This window comes from Psychrobacter urativorans (assembly GCF_001298525.1).
Lineage (GTDB): Bacteria > Pseudomonadota > Gammaproteobacteria > Pseudomonadales > Moraxellaceae > Psychrobacter > Psychrobacter urativorans_A.
In genome coordinates, this window is the sequence record NZ_CP012678.1 from 2,637,597 (window position 1) to 2,655,100 (window position 17,504).

Genomic DNA, 17,504 nt, shown 5'->3' on the forward strand with positions numbered 1-17,504 from the left:
TTAATAAATGAAAGGGCTTTTTTAGTTCATACGATCTTGATTAACTAACCAGCGGTTAATTAAAAATTATTATTTTTCTAAGATACAAGTCACGCCTTGACCGCCCGCCGCACAAATAGAAATCAGTGCGCGTCCTGCCCCTTTTTGGTCAAGCAGTTTTGCAGCAGTGGCTAAAATGCGACCACCCGTGGCGGCAAAAGGATGTCCAGCCGCCAGTGATGAACCATTAACGTTCAGTTTGTCACGGTCAATAGAGCCTAATGGCGCATCAAGACCCAAGCGCTCTTGGCAGAAGGTTTCATCTTCCCATGCACTTAAAGTCGATAGCACTTGTGACGCAAATGCTTCATGAATCTCATAAAAATCAAAGTCTTGTAAGCTCAATCCAGCACGTTCAAGCATACGCGGTACGGCATACGCTGGCGCCATGAGCAGACCTTCTTTATTACCAGATTTACCGATGAAGTCTACCGCTGCCGTTTCTTGATGGACGATATAAGCTAGTGGTTTTAATCCGTGCGCTTCCGCCCAGTCATCATTACCCAATAACAGGCAAGATGCACCATCGGTCAATGGCGTTGAGTTCGCTGCTGTCATGGTTGGATTGGCATTATGCTTACCAAATACCGGTTTAAGCGTACCCAGTTTTTCAAGAGTAGAGTCAGGACGTAAGTTGTCATCACGCGTTAACCCTTTATAAGGGGTAATCAAATCATCAAAGAAGCCATCATCATAAGCACGGGCTAGGTTTTTGTGGCTATTGAATGCCAGCTTATCTTGGTCTTCACGGCTGATGTTCCACTCAAGCGCGGTAATAGCTTGATGATCGCCCATTGATAAACCAGTACGCGGCTCGCCGTTTTGCGGTGAATCGATTAAATCTGTTGGATTCAAACTCAGCAATGCTTGTAGACGTTGCTTGTTATTCTTCGCAGCGCCCAGTTTAATGATGACTTTACGCAGACCGTCACCAATAGCAATAGGCGCATCTGAGGTCGTGTCAACACCGCCAGTAATGGCTGAATCAATGATACCAAGCGCAATTTTATTGGCAGAAGCGAACGTGGCTTGTAGACCAGTGCCACAAGCTTGCGCGATATCATAAGTAGGGGTATGTGGGTCGAGCGCGGTATTAAAGGCGGCTTCACGCGTTAGGTTGATATCGCGGCTTAGCTTCATGACTGCACCAGCAACGACTTCGCCAACTTTCTCATCTTGTAAATTATAGCGCTCAATCAGACCATTCAGCGCCGCGGTCAGCATATCAATGTTACTGGCATCCGCATAAGCACCGTTCGAGCGAGCAAATGGAATACGATTACCACCTAAGATGGCTACACGATGTTGACCGGCAACAGGCTTAGTCTTGCTGGCTTTTTTAGCGACAGTGCTTGGTTTCTTGGCTGCGGTGTCGTCAGAATTTGCATCATTTTTTTCTGTGGTTTTCTTATCTTCTGTTTTGGTGCTGTCATTCTTACTGTCTTTGCTGTCCTTACTCTCTAAGTCATTAGATTTTGACACGCTGTTGTCTTTCGCTGGTTTTTTTGTCGTCTTTTCCTCAGTAGCGGTGTCGTTAGATTTTTTATTGTCCGCTTTTTTATCTTGAGTGTTCTCTTTTTTCTGACTGGTTTGTTGCTTACTATCTTCTTTCTGACTGTCTTTTTGATCACTATTGGTTTGTTCTGCTTTGTCTGTCTCAGTTTTAGTTGTTTTTGAGGTTACCGTTTTTTCAGAACTAGTAGGCTCGTCAGATGCTTCAAGCTCAGCTTCAGCCAGCAGATCGGCTTTAATTTTAGCTTTTTTCTGCGCTTGTTCGTTCTCAGCGCTATTGTCTACAGGTTTACCATCCGCATCGACAATATCAGTGGCTTTTTTAAGCTTGGCAAAAGAATCACTGGTGGTATCGGCTTTGGTTTTAGCACTAGGAATGTTTTTGCTATTATCCGTATCACTGGTTTTAACCACAACGCTGTCAACGACTGGGCTTGTAGAGTTAGTGTTTTCGTTACTCATAACATTATCCTTAAAACGAGTCTATAAAAAGACGAAAGGTAAAAGTGGCGCGAAATATGCAAATGCCTAATGTAGCGATAAAAAATAATGATAAAAAGGCATCACAAATAAAAGGTGGTATTAATATATAGCAAATCAGTGGCTTATCATAATTGCTTTGTACGACAGTATTGTATGTCTTTAGCAAATCAGGTAACGAATGTAATCTTTCAAGTAAAATCTAAATAAAACCTAAGTAAAACGTTTACTATAACTTAATGGCAAGTGTTAAAAATCTCAACATAATACTGGTCAGTCTTATTTATATGAATTATAAAAAAGCATATTTGATAATATATGGTTATTATTAAGCGTATAAGTCATAACCTATATATTTGATTCTACCATACGCCTTAGAGATTGAAGTATGCGGAAAGTTATTAAGTTGTAGACTGGCTGTTTACGAATTTGTATGGACTTTATTAGATTTTGGACATATTTACCGTGTCCGTGTATAGTTAAGTGTCGTTTTAAAGGTATTTATGAACCAATCGCCATTTACTAAATTCTAATAATAGTGTAGCTGATTCGCCTTTATAAGCAGTACATTAAAATATCGTATTATAATAATAAAGCGCCTCAAATTCTTTTATTGTTAATAAACCTTTTAATTTTTAACCACAGGATTATATTATGTCAGACCGTTACGGTAATTTTGTTCAGTCTTCTATTGGTAAAAAAGTCGCGAAAAATCTAGGTTTGCCACTGCCGGTAAATCTTGATCGCTTTGAAAGTGGTCAGCGTTTGGTACGTGGTAGCGTTTTGATTGGTTCAGCCATCGGTGAAGATAAGCGCGTTAGTCAGTCAGTCGCTCGTATTTTATCTGAGCTGCATGCCGAGGTGTTTGTCAATAGTGATGACGGTATCACAGCTACGCTTGCTGACGCGGGTATTGAAGCCAAAACCAACACAGAGGATGAAGATAAATTCAAAATATTAGTGTTCGATGCCAGTAATATTAGTAACGTGTCCGAGCTCAAGCAAGTGTATGCGTTTTTTCACGTGGTTGCGAGTCATGTAGAAAATTCAGGTCGCGTCATTATTATTGGTCGTCCGCCAGAAGCGATTGAAGATATCGAGACCGCATTGGCGCAGCGTGCGCTTGAAGGGTTTGTAAAGTCGGTTGGTAAAGAATTTAAACGTGGCATTACTGCCCAATTGATTTATGTTGGCGCAGGCGCGGAGCAAAATCTTGATTCAACGTTGCGTTTTTTCACCTCAGCTCGTTCAGCTTATGTTTCAGGTCAAGTAGTCCGTGTCGATAAAGGCAATGCTGTTGCTGTCGACTGGTCACAACCGTTAGGTGGTAAAACTATGCTGGTTACGGGTGCAAGTCGCGGTATTGGCGAGGCGATTGCGCGCGTGTTAGCTCGCGAAGGCGCGCATGTGATTTGTTTAGATGTGCCGCAGCAGCAAGTAGATTTACAAAAAGTGGCGAGTGAGATTAGCGGTGCAACATTGATGGTTGATATCACCAGTGATGATGCTGGCAAGCAGATTGCGGAAGCCGCTGAAAAGCGTGGTGGTTTAGATGCCGTTATCCATAATGCTGGGGTGACACGTGATAAAACCTTAGCAAAAATGGATGAGCAAAAATGGGACATGGTACTGAATATCAATTTAGCCAGTATCGCTAAGCTGAATCGTTATATGTTTGATAACGAAGTGCTAAAAGATAACGCGCGTATCGTTTGCGTCTCATCAATTTCAGGTATCGCAGGCAACTTGGGTCAAACTAACTATGCTACGTCGAAAGCGGGTGTCATTGGACTGGTTGATGCTACCGCCAAGCAGTTAGCCGATAACGATAAAGGCATGACTATTAATGCTGTTGCCCCAGGATTTATCGAAACGCAAATGACGGAAGCGATTCCATTTGCCATTCGTGAAGCGGGACGTCGTATGAATTCCATGAGTCAAGGCGGCTTACCTGTTGACGTTGCTGAAACTATTGCATGGTTGGCGTCACCAGCATCTGGTGGACTAAATGGTAATACGGTACGCGTTTGTGGTCAAAGTTTACTTGGTGCATAAATAGTCAAAACTTAGTCAGTTAATGGCTAGGCTAATGAATCAATGATAACCACTGATAGCTAATGGTAATGACTAAAATCATAACTATTTACGAAAGAATTGATATTAAAGTGTAAAAAAGCTGCCTACGGGCGGCTTTTTCATGATAAAAATATACGATTGATGAAATAAGCTGCTTTTCTAAATGGTTAATTTGTTTAAATAACTTTTTTCAATGATTTATTTAGTAACGTGTTTAATGCAGCATTTCAGCAAATACTCAACAAAGTACTGTAAAATAAAAGTACTGTAAAACAACTGTCAATAAGAAATTAGCTCATACTTAAAGAAAACTCGCCAAAGCCCCACTTAGGATTGATTTATGTCAGATAAACACTATGATGCGTTGCCGAAAGCGCATACTACCTACGCCAATATCATCAAAAGCTTATTGCCTATCGGTGATCACTCAAAAGTCGGTAAAGATGCGTTGCCGCAAGCGACCTATTTTGTGGATGATCTACACATTGATCAGGGCAACCTTAACGACTATCGTAAGATTTGCGGTTTTGCGGATAATGGTAAAATACCCATTACTTACTTTGCCGTACTCTCGCAAGCCTTACAAATGAATATGATGGTCAAAGAAGCCTTCCCCTTTACCATGCTAGGTTTGGTACATGTAGACAATAGTGTGACCCAATATCGTCCTATCGGCGAGCGTGAAACGGTGAATATGTCCGTGACTTTTGCCAATTTACGTGACCACACGCAAGGTCAGCAGTTTGACTTTGTGACTACGGTTAAGTCGCAAGACGATATTATTTGGGAAGGAGTATCAACCTATCTAGCGCGTGGCAAAAAACCGGAAAGCACTGGCGATAAAAGTAAACCACGTCCGGTAAACGTAAAACCGATGGTAGATGAAAAGGGCGTGCATAATATTTTTGAAGTGCCCGAGGATATTGGTCGTCGTTATGCCTTTGTTTCTGGTGATTTCAACCTAATTCATTTGCATCCTTTATCAGCGCGTGCCTTTGGTTTTCCAAAAGCGATTGCGCATGGCATGTGGTCTAAAGCCAAATGTTTGGGCATGATGGGCGTATTACCAGATGCTTGCACAGTTAATGTCTCTTTTAAATTACCAATATTTTTGCCGTCAGAAGTAGAGCTGATTGCTGAGCCAATCTCTAAACTCAAAACTGCAGAGGACAGCTGTCATTTTGGTTTATATAGTGCCAAAAATGATAAACCGCATCTTGCGGGTTTGGTTAAATTGCTGAGCGACGATAAGTAAGCTAAACACTTCCAATTCCAACATCCGTATTTAAATATCAGAATGATGACTATGACTCAAACTATCCAAGAATTAACCAATACCGATAACGATAACGGCATTGCGCTTGCAGACGCGCTCGTCCCTTATTTTCGCCCTGATGCACAAACTATTGTATGCGGGGCGCTTGATAAGGATAAAGTGGCAGCATTAGCAGCAGCCGGTGTTGAGCTTGTTATTAATTTACAACCCGATGAGGAGCTGAGCTTTGATGAGGCGACCGCTGTTAAAAAAACTGGCATGCAGTATGAGCAACTGTCTATAAGCGGTGCTGACGACTTAAAACAGCTGAAAATTTTGGCATTTGATAATTTATTGCGGCAGTATCATGGTAAAAAAATAGCCATGCATTGCAAGTCTGGCAATCGGGTGGGGGCAGCGTCAGCCCTGCGTGCCGGTTGGTTGCGTGGGCGTAAGATAGAAACTGCGATGGAGCGTGGATATAGCCATGGTTTGACAGGGCTTGAACAAGAGGTGCACAATCGCTTATTAGTGCCACGTTAAAATTTAAACCAAATGTGCCTACTAATAAATGCGGCTTATTAAAAAAACAGGCGACCACTAGGTTGCCTTTTTTAATGCTGACCTTAATGAACCAATAATAACGAGGTAACAATGACAGAAAGTCATAATAACAACAATTATTCTCATAACAGTAGTCACTGTCATATTAATCAACAACTTGAACAACGACTACAGCAGATATTGACTGACTTGCAATTGGATGATGCGCCAGCAGGTGGCGCATTGGTCGTTTATCAGGCTGGCAAGTGTATCGCACAGGCAAGCGTTGGGATGGCTCAATTAGAAATGCCATGGCAGCCTGATACGTTATCCCTGAATTTTTCTACGGGTAAAGGGGTGCTGGCAACCTTAGTACATGTCCTAGTATCACAGCAATTACTTGACTATGACGCACCGATTGCGAGCTATTGGTCGGCATTTTCTGCCAATGGCAAAGAAGATATCACCTTACGTGCTGTGATGTCGCATCAAGCCAATCTCTTTGCGATTACTACGATAGATACTGATAGTGAAGCGCTCCTTGATTGGCATGGGATGTTGGAAAAAGTGGCTGCGATGCCAACAACCAAGCCCGATAATGCCCAGCACTATGACAGCGCTTATAGTGCACTGGTTTATGGTTGGGTGCTAGGCGGGTTGATAGAAGCCGCTACTGATATGTCGTTGGCTGATGCGCTACGTCATTATTTAACGGAGCCGTTAGGTATTGCAGATAGCTGTTATTACGGTGTGCCTGCTGATAAAGCAAACCGTGTGGCTACCTTAGTAAAAAACTTTACCAGTAGTCAGCCTGAAAGTGTAAATCCCAATAGCTCAGACAGTAGCCAAAAGCGCAGTAAACGACATAAGCCCGTGCTAAAAGTAGACTCTGAAGCGACACTGAATACTTATGCTAGTTTGCCCAGTTACTCTTGTTGGCAACAGATTGCTAATGATGGAAATCTTGCATCAATACAGAATAAATTGACAGCAACCCAAATCAATCGTTTGTATTTTGACCATAGTCAGCTTAATTTAAAAAATTATAAAGCCGCATTATTGCCCAACAGTCCAACGCCTATTGATTATTATGATGAACGCACGCTACAAGCAGTAATGCCTGCAGTTAATGGGGTTGCCTCAGCGCAAGCGTTGGCGACTATTTATGCCATGCTCGCAAATGGTGGCGTGTGGCAAGGTAAAATTTTGATTAATCAGGCAACGTTTATCCAATTATCTACACCACAAATTTCGGGTATTGATGCAGTGATGCCAACTAATATGGACTGGCGTTTGGGTTATCATCGTTTAGTTCACCTGTGCCAAAATGATAATCAAAGCCTTATTCAGGCTCAAAATGAAAGCGTAGCAGCCCAAGGTTTTGGGCATATGGGCTATAACGGCTCGGTTGCTTGGTGTTCTCCTGCGCGGCAATTATCCTTTGCCTTTGTTCATAATTTTGATGTGACCATGCTGAATGATATCCGCCAATTTGCACTGACTGAAGCGCTATTAAGTATGATTGATAGTGACGTTTTAGATAAATAATGAGGACGTTAAAATCGGCAGATATGAGGCTAATCTCAATGTTATACATAACTATAAAGTTAGGAAATAGCTGCCATTTTAGAGTAAAAATAACAACTTCATAAATGTTAAAGCCTCATAATCTGCTAGTATGCGGTATTCATTTGCACCCATTTATTTTATATTCATTACCGTCAGGACTCCTTCATTGAACACATTTACAGCGCCCACTATAGCTAATATAGAAAGTAATGATTTACGCCTACAGCTACAGCAAATAATAGATTCAAAAACCAAACCGCTGGGTGCACTCGGGAAACTTGAAACCTTAGCATTGCAAATTGGTCTGATTCTAGGAACGACTTCTCCACAAATTAAGCAGCCACAGATTCGAGTGTTTGCTGCCGATCATGGCTTGGCAGTGCATGGTACGTCGGCATTTCCTAGTGCCGTTACTGCGCAGATGGTGCTGAATTTCTTACAAGGCGGTGCTGCAATTAATGTCTTGGCACGTCAGCATAATATTGAATTAAAGGTAGTTGATGCAGGTGTAGCGACAGATTTTGACAGTGCTGCTTTTAAAAATCAGCCGCAATTGCTTGATTATAAAGTGCGCCATGGCAGCCGTGATGCGCTCAATGAGCAAGCGATGACAGATGAAGAGTGCGTGATCGCCCTTAATAACGGTATGGAAGTTGCCAAGCAATTAACAGGTAATTTACTCATTGTTGGTGAAATGGGTATTGGTAATACCTCTGCTGCCAGTTTGTTGCTGGCTAGATTAGGGAACTTACCCATTGCTGATTGTATCGGTCGCGGCACTGGGCTAGATGATGCTGGACTACTGCGAAAAGAGCAGATTTTAACGCAAGTCTTGCAACGTCATGAAGATGCTATAACGCCATTTGCCGCACTGGCGGCATTAGGCGGTCTTGAAATTGCAATGATGGTTGGGGCGTTGATACAAGCCGCTAGCCAACGCCAGATTTTATTAATTGATGGCTTTATTGCCAGTATTGCTTTGTTGGTTGCAGAGCATTTAGCACCGGGTGTTCGTCAATATGCCATCTTTGCCCATCATTCCGCAGAGCCAGGGCATGAAATTTTACTGCAATTATTACATGCCACGCCACTATTGAATCTGCATATGAGACTAGGGGAAGGTAGTGGCGCGGCGCTAGCCTATCCGTTATTACAATCGGCTTGTGCCATTATGAATGAGATGGCAAGTTTTAGTGATGCGGGCATCAGTGAGCAAAACAGCTGATGTCATATCCTCATTCATCAGGGCAGCGATTATTGCAAAGGATAAAACATGAGTGTCGGCTGCTGTTGGTTGCCACGCAGTTTTTAACGCGCATCCCAGTACCTGAGTTTACAAACTACCAACCGCAGTGGCTACACCAAAGTAGTCGGCATTTTCCGGCAGTTGGCTTGTTGATAGGACTACTTTGTGCGCTGGTCTTTTGGCTGAGTAGTAGTTTATTTAATCCTTTGGTAGCTGCGGTTATCAGTACGGCTTTTAGCATTAAGCTGACTGGCGCGTTTCACGAAGACGGTCTAGCTGATACTTGTGATGGTCTGGGTGGCGGTCTGACGCGCGAGCGTACCTTGACGATTATGAAAGACTCGCGCCTAGGTACTTATGGGACGTTGGGATTAGTCAGTGCGTTATTGCTTAAAGTTACCTTGTTAGCGTCAATGCCGTTATCAGTGGCTTTGGTGGCACTTATTATCGGGCATAGCGCGTCGCGTTTATTCTCTATCAGTTTGATTACATTCTTACCTTACGGTGGTGAAATTGAACATGCCAAAGCCAAACCGATGGCGCAGCAATTGACGCCATTGCAAGGATTGATGGCAAGTGGTTGGCTGCTAGTAGGCATCGCTGTAGTGATTGCGATGTTTCCTAATACGATGCGCCAAATTAGTATTTGGCATTGGTTATTGGCATTAGTGCTTGCGTTAATCGCCACTGATTATATGCGGCGGTTACTACGTCGACGCTTAGGCGGCTATACGGGTGACGGTTTGGGAGCGACTCAGCAGTTGAGCGAAGTTGCGATTTATGCAGGGCTTGCCGCTTCTCTACCTTTTATCTAAATGCACTATTATCAAGAGTAGTTCGATTTATGATGACTTTATATATCTGGCGGCATCCTCAGCCTGTTGCCGCAAAAGGTATTTGTCTTGGACATACCGATATGAGTGTTGATAGGCGCAAGCTAAAGCGCCTTGCCAATCAGATTCAGCATTTTGCGCGCCTGCATCATCTACCCAAAGTGATTTGGGTTAGTCCTTTACAACGCTCATTGAAAGTGGGTCAACTGCTAGCAAAGCGTGGCTTTCAGTGTCATATTTCGCCTGACCTGACTGAGCTTAATTTTGGCGCTTGGGATGGTCGCCCTTGGGTACGGATTACTAAAGAAGAAATTGATGAGTGGTGTGCTAATTTTGCGCACTTTGCACCGGAAAATGGGGAAAGCCTGCAACAGTTGTTTCATCGTATTGAAGATTGGTTAAATGCGCGTATGCTTGAGCAAAGTGCTATCTCTACGTCTATAGATATGTCCGTATTAGCAGTGGGTCATGCAGGTTGGATTAATGCGGCTAAGATGATTACGGCTGGCAAGGACGTACCGCAACTTGCAATAGAATGGTCTGCTCCTGTAGTTTATAATCAGTTGAGTATCCTTAAATACGCAAAAAAGGTTTAAAAATCCAAAATCCAAACGCTAATGCCTGCATTCTAATGAGCCACCGTTTGCGAAAATATATTAATCACGATAACCCCGCTGACAATCAAAGTAATACCCGCCACTGCTCCGGCATCAATCGTTTGCTTAAAGACGACGATGCCGATAATCGCCGTCAGTACGATACCAATACCGCCCCAAATCGCATAGGCAATGCCTAAAGGAATGGTTTTAAGCGTTTGTGACAAAAAGTAAAACGAGACTATATATAGTACCGCCATCAACAGTGTGGGTAGCAGACGTGTGAACTGCTCGGACTTTACCAATAACGTCGTCGCCATGATTTCACAAATAATAGCCAACATTAAAAATCCATAGCCAATAAAAACAGGGTTCATACATCAAGCTCCAAAGCCAAACTATTTTTAAAAGTAATCAGTAGAATCTATTCACAAACAACACTATACAGAGGCAATTCGTCTCGCCTTATTCTCTCATAGCAATCATAAATAAAAGTAGCCCTTAACAAAAAAAATGGTTCGATAGTGGTTTTATATTTTTCTGAATAGCGTTACCATGACCTGTTAAATATTTAAGCTCCTAATTTTTTAAGTTCCTATATTTCCATCACAGAAAAGGATAGGTTATGCGCTACGACGTTATTGTTATTGGTGCCGGTATGGTTGGCACATCGACTGCTTGGCATTTACAAAAAAACGGTTCAAAAGTTTTATTGTTGGATAAAAAATTACCAGGGTCAGAGACTTCCTACGGTAATGCAGGACTGATTCAGCGTGAAGCCATTCATACTCATCCTTTTCCCCGCCAAATCTCTGAGATGGTCAGAGTATTACCCAATCAGGGCACCGATATTCGCTATCGCATACCGGCTATTCTACGTTATCATCAAGCGCTGCTGCAGTATTGGAAATATTCTTCACCCGCTTCTGTTAAAAAAATAGAAGCAGAATGGCAGACGCTGATTGAGCATTGTACCAATGAGCATCAGACCATGATTACCGCCTCTGGCGCTGAAAATCTAATCAGCCGCGAAGGCTGGTTGCAACTGCATCGCTCTGAAGAGACGCTTAAAAGCGCAATTGCAGCGGCAGACAAAGATCGCGAGCAGGGTGTTGAACATAATGTATTGACCATTGAAGAATTAAAAGCGATGGAGCCTAATGCTAATTTCGATGGTTTTGTTGGTGCGATTCATTGGTTAAACTCTTGGCAGGTTTCTAACCCAAGTGCCCTTGTTAAAGCCTATGCTAAAAGCTTTCAAGAGATGCAAGGCGAGATAAGAGAGAATGACGTAAAAGAAATTACTCCGGAAGCGGATGGCTGGAAAGTTTTTACTGATAACGGCACTTTTTATAGTGATGATTTGGTAATTGCCGCTGGTCCGTGGTCGAATGAATTAATCAAACCACTAGGTTATGATTTGCCACTATTCCCTATGCGTGGTTATCATCAGCATTTTAAAATCACGGGAAAAAATACCATCAAGCACAGTATGTTTGATATGGATAAAGGCTTTGTCATGGGTCCGATGCAGCAAGGTATTCGTATTACTACCGGCGCTGAGATGACCACCATGGATGCACCAAAGAACTTTGGACAGCTCAATACCGTGCTAAAATTGGCGCGTAAGATACTACCATTAGATGAAGCGGTTGAGTCTGAGGCGTGGGCAGGCTCACGTCCATGTATGCCAGATATGAAGCCCGTTATTGGTCCAGCTGGCAAGCATGAACATCTTTGGTTTGCCTTTGGTCATAGCCATCAAGGCTTTACTTTAGGACCCATTACTGGACGTCTCGTTGAAGAGCTGATTCATGACAAGCCATTGACCGTCAATGTCGAACCGTTTAATGCGCAGCGTTTTTCTAAGTCATAGTGTTTCTAACTTATAATTCACAAATATAAGTATGTTAAGATATTGCCTCAAAATTATCAGTTAGCGCTATCAGTTACATATAGTTAAGTTAGCTAAAAATAGTTAGTAAACACACAAGGATGAACAGCATGCAAAAACTGCAAAGTAACCAACGTATGAGTAAAATTGTCATTCATAATCAGACTGTTTATCTGTCTGGTCAAACCGGCAATGCCGAGGATGATATCGCCACCCAAACGCTAACCTGTTTAGAAAAAGTTGAAGCGTTGCTCGAAGAAGCAGGTAGCGATAAGTCAAAAATGCTATCCGCCACTGTCTGGTTAAAAAGCATGTCAGATTATGCCGCAATGAATGAAGTATGGGATAAATGGTTTGAAGGTGTACAACCACCAGCCCGCGCTTGTGGCGAATCGGCGCTTGCACGTCCTGAATTACTGGTAGAAGTAACGGTTATTGCTGCTGAATAATTATCTTATTATCAAAGCGGCTATAACTTATTAAAGCTAAAGTGGTTGCACTTATAAGTAATCATAAAAAGGACATGGTAATCATTATCATGTCCTTTTTTTATTGATAAATACAGACATAAAGTAACCGCTGTGCAGCGTTATTATTGAATAAGGGGTTGAGTAAACCCTGAGCGCTATATACTATTCAAGGAGTGCCTTTTTTAACAAAGGTCATCGCGGACAGCAGAATATGATAGTCACCGTCACGAGACGGATAAAAATAGCGGATGGGAGGTCAGGGAGGGCATCGCATTTGGCATTAGCAAAATTAAAATGTAGGTTATTCTATCTGTCGTTCTTCAATATAGTCAAAATCCATAGACTTGGGCATTTGGTTACCGCAAGCGTTATTAACTCATAGCGTTATTAAATAATAGGGTTTATAAAAAAATGGATACCTTGAATATCCTATATCTCGTAGGGGCATTGTTAATTTTCGCCAGTATCATGGCAAGTACGTTATCTGCGCGTTTAGGCGTACCGTTGTTATTGCTATTTTTGGTCGTCGGAATGTTGGCGGGTGAAGATGGTATTTTGGGTATTGAGTTTTCACAGTACGGTATTGCAAATTTTATTGGACAAGCCGCGCTTGCCTGTATTTTGCTCGATGGTGGACTACGCACCTCTTTTCAATCTTTTCGGGTAGGTCTCAAGCCTGCGGTCGTGTTAGCGACTTGGGGTGTACTATGTACCGTATTGGTATTAGGCATCTTTGTCACGTGGCTATTGGATGTGGACTGGCGCATTGGCTTATTGATGGCGGCGATTGTCGGTTCAACCGATGCGGCGGCAGTGTTTTCACTATTGCGTAATGGGGGCGTGAAATTGAACGACCGCGTACAAGCCACGCTAGAGCTAGAGTCTGGAGCGAATGACCCTTTAGCTATTCTGTTGGTTACGGGTCTAATTGCGCTCAATGTGGATCCAGAAGGGCAGACCATATTTGGTTTTATAGGCTTGTTATTACAGCAACTTGGCTTTGGGCTAGGTATGGGCTTACTTGCCGGTTACTTATTATCTAGATTGCTACCGAAGATTCATTTAGCTGAAGGCATGTATGCGATTTTAATATTATCGGCGGGCTTGTCTGTTTTTGCTGCGACCAATTTAATTGGCGGTAGTGGTTTTTTAGCAGTGTATTTAACCGGTGTGCTGATTGGCAATCGTAAGGGACGCGCCACTGAGCATGTGCTGCGCGTGATGGATAGCTTTGCTTGGTTATCGCAAGCGGTTCTTTTTGTGGTATTGGGGTTATTGGTCACCCCATCAAACGTGATTAACGTTTGGTACTATTCGGTCGCCATTGCCGCCTTTATGATTTTGGTGGCCCGTCCTATTGCCGTTTATACCAGTGTTAAACCCTTTAAATTTAAAGATCGAGAAATAGGCTTTATTTCGTGGGTCGGTTTGCGTGGTGCAGTGCCGATTACCCTTGCGATTCTGCCAGTGATATCAGCGGTAGACGGCGCATTTATGTTGTTTGATATTGCGTTTGGCGTCGTGGTGTTGTCTTTAGTATTGCAAGGGATGACCATTCCTATTATGGCGGACTTTTTTAAAGTGCGTATTCCTGCCAACGATGAACCAAAAGAAGAGCATGAAGTTTGGGTGTCCGACAATACCAGCATTACTCTCTATGAGTTTGAAGTAAAGGCAGGTGCATTTGCAACGGGTCGGCATCCAAAAGCCGTTTCAACCCGTATCAGTCCTAATGAAATTAACCTTTTTGCTTTAATTCGTCGGCAAAAATTAATACTGGTGGATAAAGACACGCAGCTACAGTTTGGCGACAATGTTTGGTATGCCATGCGCGGCAATCATGCCAACCAAATTGCCCAAATTTTTAATGATACGAAATTAGATCGTAGAGCCATTGATGATTTTTATGGGGATTGGTTGTTATCTCCAAGCGTTAAACTGGGAGATTTACCGTTCTTTACGGGTGTTATGGAATCTGAATCTCTAGTGACCAAGCTGAAGTCTAAAACGGACGATACGTCAACCAATATGTGGCAACAAACCGTGGCTGAATATATCGTTTCAAGCTTAGATACAGCCCCTGTTTCAGGAGATACGGTGGCTATTAATGATGAATGGTCGTTAGTGATTAAAGAGGTCGATGCGAAAGGTACGCTGAGAACCATTGGTCTCAAACAAGAAAAATTACCAGTGGTGGTTTGATAAATGATATTAAGTTTTAAAGATATTATTGAATGTTGTCAAAACGCTTTAAACCGCTCAGTGACTAGATATGGGTGCTAATAATGATTTATTATTTTTCTACTTTTCAATACAGAAATAGTGTTATCGGCATGGCATATTAGGCAGTTCAAAAAATACTTTAAGCTAACAAGCTTTATAAGTATAAAGGACGCTAAACAGTTTAAAATAGAGTCTATTGGCTTTACTTTTACTGATATGGGCGAACAGAAACCACACTATGAACACTGACACTAGTAAACCCTTGGCTTTTAGAAGGTATCCTTCGACCACCGCGCTGCAATGTTTTGAGACTGCGGCTAGACATTTAAGCTTTACCAATGCTGCACAAGAGATGCACATGACTCAAAGCGCTGTGAGCAAGCAGGTGGCGCAATTAGAGGAGATGCTGAACCTTTCTCTGTTTCATCGTACGCCGCAGCGTATTTCATTGACGCCTGCTGGCAAAACGTATTATTTGGAAGTATTGGGGATACTTAAGCATATTGAGATTGCGACTACTAATTTAATGTCGCACAGCACCAACACCGAAGTGCTTACCATCGTGGCGCATCCAACATTCTGCTCGCGTTGGTTATTACCAGCGTTAAATGGGTTTGGACAACAGTTTCCGTTAATAAACCTTCATATCAATGAGCAGGTCGGTCCATTTTTTTCTGAAGACCAAAATGTAGATATCGCCTTTCTTTATGGCGATGGCATTTGGAGCGGCATGCAATCGGTAAAGCTATTTGATGAATATTGCATTGCTGTTTGTAGTCCTGAATATTTGCAGGATAAAACGCTTGATACTCATACGCTACAAGGCTGCGTATTATTGCAACTGAGCTCGCGTTTAAGCGCTTGGTATGATTATTTTAAGCAGCAAGACATTAGTATCGACGGTACTTTTGTAGGGCCGAGATTTGATACGTTTCAAGCGTGTATTATTGCAGCGATGCTCGGTTATGGCATTGCCTTGGTGCCTCTACGTCTGGTGGCGCAAGAGTTACAGTCAGGGGCGTTGGTAATGGCGTGGGATTATGCGGCAAAGAGTCGTGGTAGCTATTATCTGACGTATCCTATATCGCTTGGACAATCTCATAAGGTCAAAGCTATCTTGGAGTGGGTAACGACTTATCTTGAAACATCTAACCAATGTCAGAAGATATTGGCATTAGTTGAGTGATGCTCTTATGGCTATGTCTTGTTATTAGGTCTTTCTTATCGCTAATAAAGAATAACGCCATCAAAAGCTGAGTATATACTCAGCCTTTTTTATGTTTAATGATAAGTAATTCACGTTAATAATTAATGTTTGTGACTAACTAATGCCCTCAATGAGTAACACTGACGAAAAGGAATGGAAGCACAACTATTATTCGTTTGCTGACATCAGCGCGTTTTGTTGAAATGAGTCTCTAACTCAAGGAAGAGGAGCGAGGCACATGGATAAGCACTATAACGTTACTGATGCATTTACGATGGTACATCCTTTAACGCTCGTCAAAGGGGAAAACGCAAAAGTTTGGGACGATAACGACCAATGCTACATTGATTTTGTTGGTGGTATTGGCGTACTAAACTTTGGACATTGTCACCCTCATATTGTCAATGCCATTGTCAATCAAGCCCAGTCTCTTATTCATTACGCCTACAATGCGGCGGCTCATAAGCCTTATCAGACGTTTATGACCCGATTATGCGCACTTGTGCCAATGATTGGTGAACTGGCAGGTATGCTGACCAATTGCGGTGCGGAAGCCACCGAAAATGCCATAAAAATTGCTCGCCTAAAGACCAAACGCGCTGGCGTGATTGCCTTTGACGGCGGATTTCATGGACGCACACTGGCTGCGGTTAATCTAAACGGTAAGGTTGCGCCTTATAAGCGTGGGTTAGGGACGCTGGCAGGTGGTGTCTATCATATTCCATTTCCGAGTGCCGATAATGGCATTAGTGATCAGCAGGCAATAGATGCGCTTGAGCGTCTATTTTTGGTAGAAACTGACGTCGATAATATCGGTGCTGTCATTGTGGAGCCTGTACAAGGCGAGGGTGGGTTTCAGCTGATGTCACCAACGTTTGCTCAATATCTACGCGCATTTTGTGATGAGCATGGCATCTTACTGATCATGGATGAAATTCAATCCGGCTATGGTCGTACGGGCACACCGTTTGCGTTTACCCATTTGGGGATTGAGCCCGACTTATTGTTATTGGGTAAAAGCATCGCAGGTGGTCTGCCGTTAGGCGCGGTTATTGGTAAAGCTGAAGTGATAAACGGCTTACCTAAAGGCAGTCTAGGCGGTACGTATTCTGGTAATCCTGTGGCGTGTGCTGCGGCAAATGCGACGCTCGATATCATGCAAGAAGATGAAATTTGGCAATCCGCAAAGCATTACGCTGAAACTATCGAGCAGACGATAGCACAATGGCAAGAAGAGGGCGTCTCGCCTTGGTTATTTGGACTGACAGGTATCGGCGCCATGCGCGGTATCGAGTTGCGCCATCCCAAATATGGCGTGCATCCCAGTGTGATGACGCGTGTCTTATCCGAAGCCCGCGCTCGCGGATTATTGCTCATGCCAAGTGGGCAACATCGACATATTATTCGCTTGCTACCACCATTGACGATTGAGCCGGAAACCCTGCAAGAAGGTCTTACTATTTTAAAAGAAGTGCTCAAAGCGTTGCCAAATGAAGACCTTGTTGCTTAATGATTAATTCTCAAGACTTATAAAAATTAACCATATCATCTATAACTTATT

14 protein-coding genes are annotated in these 17,504 nt (G+C 42.8%); 12 read left to right on the forward strand and 2 right to left on the reverse strand.

All coding sequences use genetic code 11. The annotated features are described in order from the left end of the window. Window positions 1-69 precede the first annotated feature (69 nt). Window positions 70-1,521, reverse strand: coding sequence for an acetyl-CoA C-acetyltransferase (locus AOC03_RS11290; protein WP_084785905.1), 1,452 nt, complete (start codon window positions 1,519-1,521; stop codon window positions 70-72). 1,164 nt (window positions 1,522-2,685) lie between these two features. Between AOC03_RS11290 and AOC03_RS11295 the strand changes: the two genes are divergently transcribed. The 7 genes from AOC03_RS11295 (at window position 2,686) to AOC03_RS11325 (ending at window position 10,149) form a co-directional block, all read left to right on the forward strand. Then, window positions 2,686-4,086, forward strand: a complete 1,401-nt coding sequence (locus AOC03_RS11295) for a 3-oxoacyl-ACP reductase (protein ID WP_062536067.1) — start codon at window positions 2,686-2,688, stop codon at window positions 4,084-4,086. 361 nt (window positions 4,087-4,447) lie between these two features. Next, window positions 4,448-5,362, forward strand: a complete 915-nt coding sequence (locus tag AOC03_RS11300; protein ID WP_062536069.1) for a MaoC family dehydratase — start codon at window positions 4,448-4,450, stop codon at window positions 5,360-5,362. Window positions 5,363-5,413: 51 nt separating this feature from the next. Then, on the forward strand, window positions 5,414-5,905 hold the full coding sequence (locus AOC03_RS11305) for a beta-lactamase hydrolase domain-containing protein (RefSeq protein WP_227514244.1): 492 nt from the start codon (window positions 5,414-5,416) through the stop codon (window positions 5,903-5,905). Window positions 5,906-6,016: 111 nt separating this feature from the next. After that, the gene (locus AOC03_RS11310) at window positions 6,017-7,453 is read left to right on the forward strand and encodes a serine hydrolase domain-containing protein (RefSeq protein ID WP_062536073.1); all 1,437 of its coding nucleotides are present in this window, start codon (window positions 6,017-6,019) and stop codon (window positions 7,451-7,453) included. Between the two features lie 187 nt (window positions 7,454-7,640). Continuing rightward, the gene (gene cobT, locus AOC03_RS11315; RefSeq protein ID WP_062536075.1) at window positions 7,641-8,699 is read left to right on the forward strand and encodes a nicotinate-nucleotide--dimethylbenzimidazole phosphoribosyltransferase; all 1,059 of its coding nucleotides are present in this window, start codon (window positions 7,641-7,643) and stop codon (window positions 8,697-8,699) included. Continuing rightward, window positions 8,699-9,535 carry an adenosylcobinamide-GDP ribazoletransferase gene (gene cobS, locus AOC03_RS11320; protein WP_062536077.1) on the forward strand — a complete coding sequence of 279 codons (837 nt, stop codon included), beginning with the start codon at window positions 8,699-8,701 and terminating at the stop codon, window positions 9,533-9,535. The genes cobT and cobS overlap by 1 nt, the downstream gene beginning before the upstream one ends. Before the next feature lie 29 nt (window positions 9,536-9,564). After that, window positions 9,565-10,149: a histidine phosphatase family protein gene (locus AOC03_RS11325; RefSeq protein WP_237182063.1), complete on the forward strand. Its 585-nt coding sequence runs from the start codon at window positions 9,565-9,567 to the stop codon at window positions 10,147-10,149. A 32-nt stretch (window positions 10,150-10,181) separates the two neighbouring features. Here AOC03_RS11325 and AOC03_RS11330 read toward each other — a convergent pair whose 3' ends face one another. After that, window positions 10,182-10,526 carry a DMT family transporter gene (locus tag AOC03_RS11330; RefSeq protein ID WP_062536080.1) on the reverse strand — a complete coding sequence of 115 codons (345 nt, stop codon included), beginning with the start codon at window positions 10,524-10,526 and terminating at the stop codon, window positions 10,182-10,184. 248 nt (window positions 10,527-10,774) lie between these two features. Here AOC03_RS11330 and AOC03_RS11335 point away from each other — a divergent pair, with 248 nt between their 5' ends. From AOC03_RS11335 to AOC03_RS11355, 5 genes are all read left to right on the forward strand, one after another. Further along, entirely contained in the window at window positions 10,775-12,025 is a 1,251-nt protein-coding gene (locus AOC03_RS11335; RefSeq protein WP_062536082.1) for an NAD(P)/FAD-dependent oxidoreductase, read from the forward strand. Window positions 12,026-12,153: 128 nt separating this feature from the next. Further along, complete coding sequence (locus tag AOC03_RS11340) at window positions 12,154-12,492, forward strand: RidA family protein (protein ID WP_062536084.1); 339 nt, start codon at window positions 12,154-12,156, stop codon at window positions 12,490-12,492. Window positions 12,493-12,924: 432 nt separating this feature from the next. Then, the gene (locus AOC03_RS11345) at window positions 12,925-14,715 is read left to right on the forward strand and encodes a potassium/proton antiporter (protein ID WP_062536087.1); all 1,791 of its coding nucleotides are present in this window, start codon (window positions 12,925-12,927) and stop codon (window positions 14,713-14,715) included. A 259-nt stretch (window positions 14,716-14,974) separates the two neighbouring features. Continuing rightward, window positions 14,975-15,922, forward strand: a complete 948-nt coding sequence (locus AOC03_RS11350) for a LysR substrate-binding domain-containing protein (protein ID WP_062536089.1) — start codon at window positions 14,975-14,977, stop codon at window positions 15,920-15,922. Window positions 15,923-16,181: 259 nt separating this feature from the next. Then, window positions 16,182-17,453, forward strand: a complete 1,272-nt coding sequence (locus tag AOC03_RS11355; RefSeq protein ID WP_062536092.1) for an aspartate aminotransferase family protein — start codon at window positions 16,182-16,184, stop codon at window positions 17,451-17,453. Window positions 17,454-17,504: the final 51 nt, after the last annotated feature.

Coding starts and splice junctions, on each gene's coding strand:
- AOC03_RS11295 (WP_062536067.1), top strand. CDS start 2,686: ATGTCAGACCGTTACGGTAATTTTGTTCAGTCTTCTATTGGTAAAAAA.
- AOC03_RS11300 (WP_062536069.1), top strand. CDS start 4,448: ATGTCAGATAAACACTATGATGCGTTGCCGAAAGCGCATACTACCTAC.
- AOC03_RS11305 (WP_227514244.1), top strand. CDS start 5,414: ATGACTCAAACTATCCAAGAATTAACCAATACCGATAACGATAACGGC.
- AOC03_RS11310 (WP_062536073.1), top strand. CDS start 6,017: ATGACAGAAAGTCATAATAACAACAATTATTCTCATAACAGTAGTCAC.
- cobS (WP_062536077.1), top strand. CDS start 8,699: ATGTCATATCCTCATTCATCAGGGCAGCGATTATTGCAAAGGATAAAA.
- AOC03_RS11325 (WP_237182063.1), top strand. CDS start 9,565: ATGATGACTTTATATATCTGGCGGCATCCTCAGCCTGTTGCCGCAAAA.
- AOC03_RS11330 (WP_062536080.1), bottom strand. CDS start 10,526: ATGAACCCTGTTTTTATTGGCTATGGATTTTTAATGTTGGCTATTATT.
- AOC03_RS11335 (WP_062536082.1), top strand. CDS start 10,775: ATGCGCTACGACGTTATTGTTATTGGTGCCGGTATGGTTGGCACATCG.
- AOC03_RS11340 (WP_062536084.1), top strand. CDS start 12,154: ATGCAAAAACTGCAAAGTAACCAACGTATGAGTAAAATTGTCATTCAT.
- AOC03_RS11345 (WP_062536087.1), top strand. CDS start 12,925: ATGGATACCTTGAATATCCTATATCTCGTAGGGGCATTGTTAATTTTC.
- AOC03_RS11350 (WP_062536089.1), top strand. CDS start 14,975: ATGAACACTGACACTAGTAAACCCTTGGCTTTTAGAAGGTATCCTTCG.
- AOC03_RS11355 (WP_062536092.1), top strand. CDS start 16,182: ATGGATAAGCACTATAACGTTACTGATGCATTTACGATGGTACATCCT.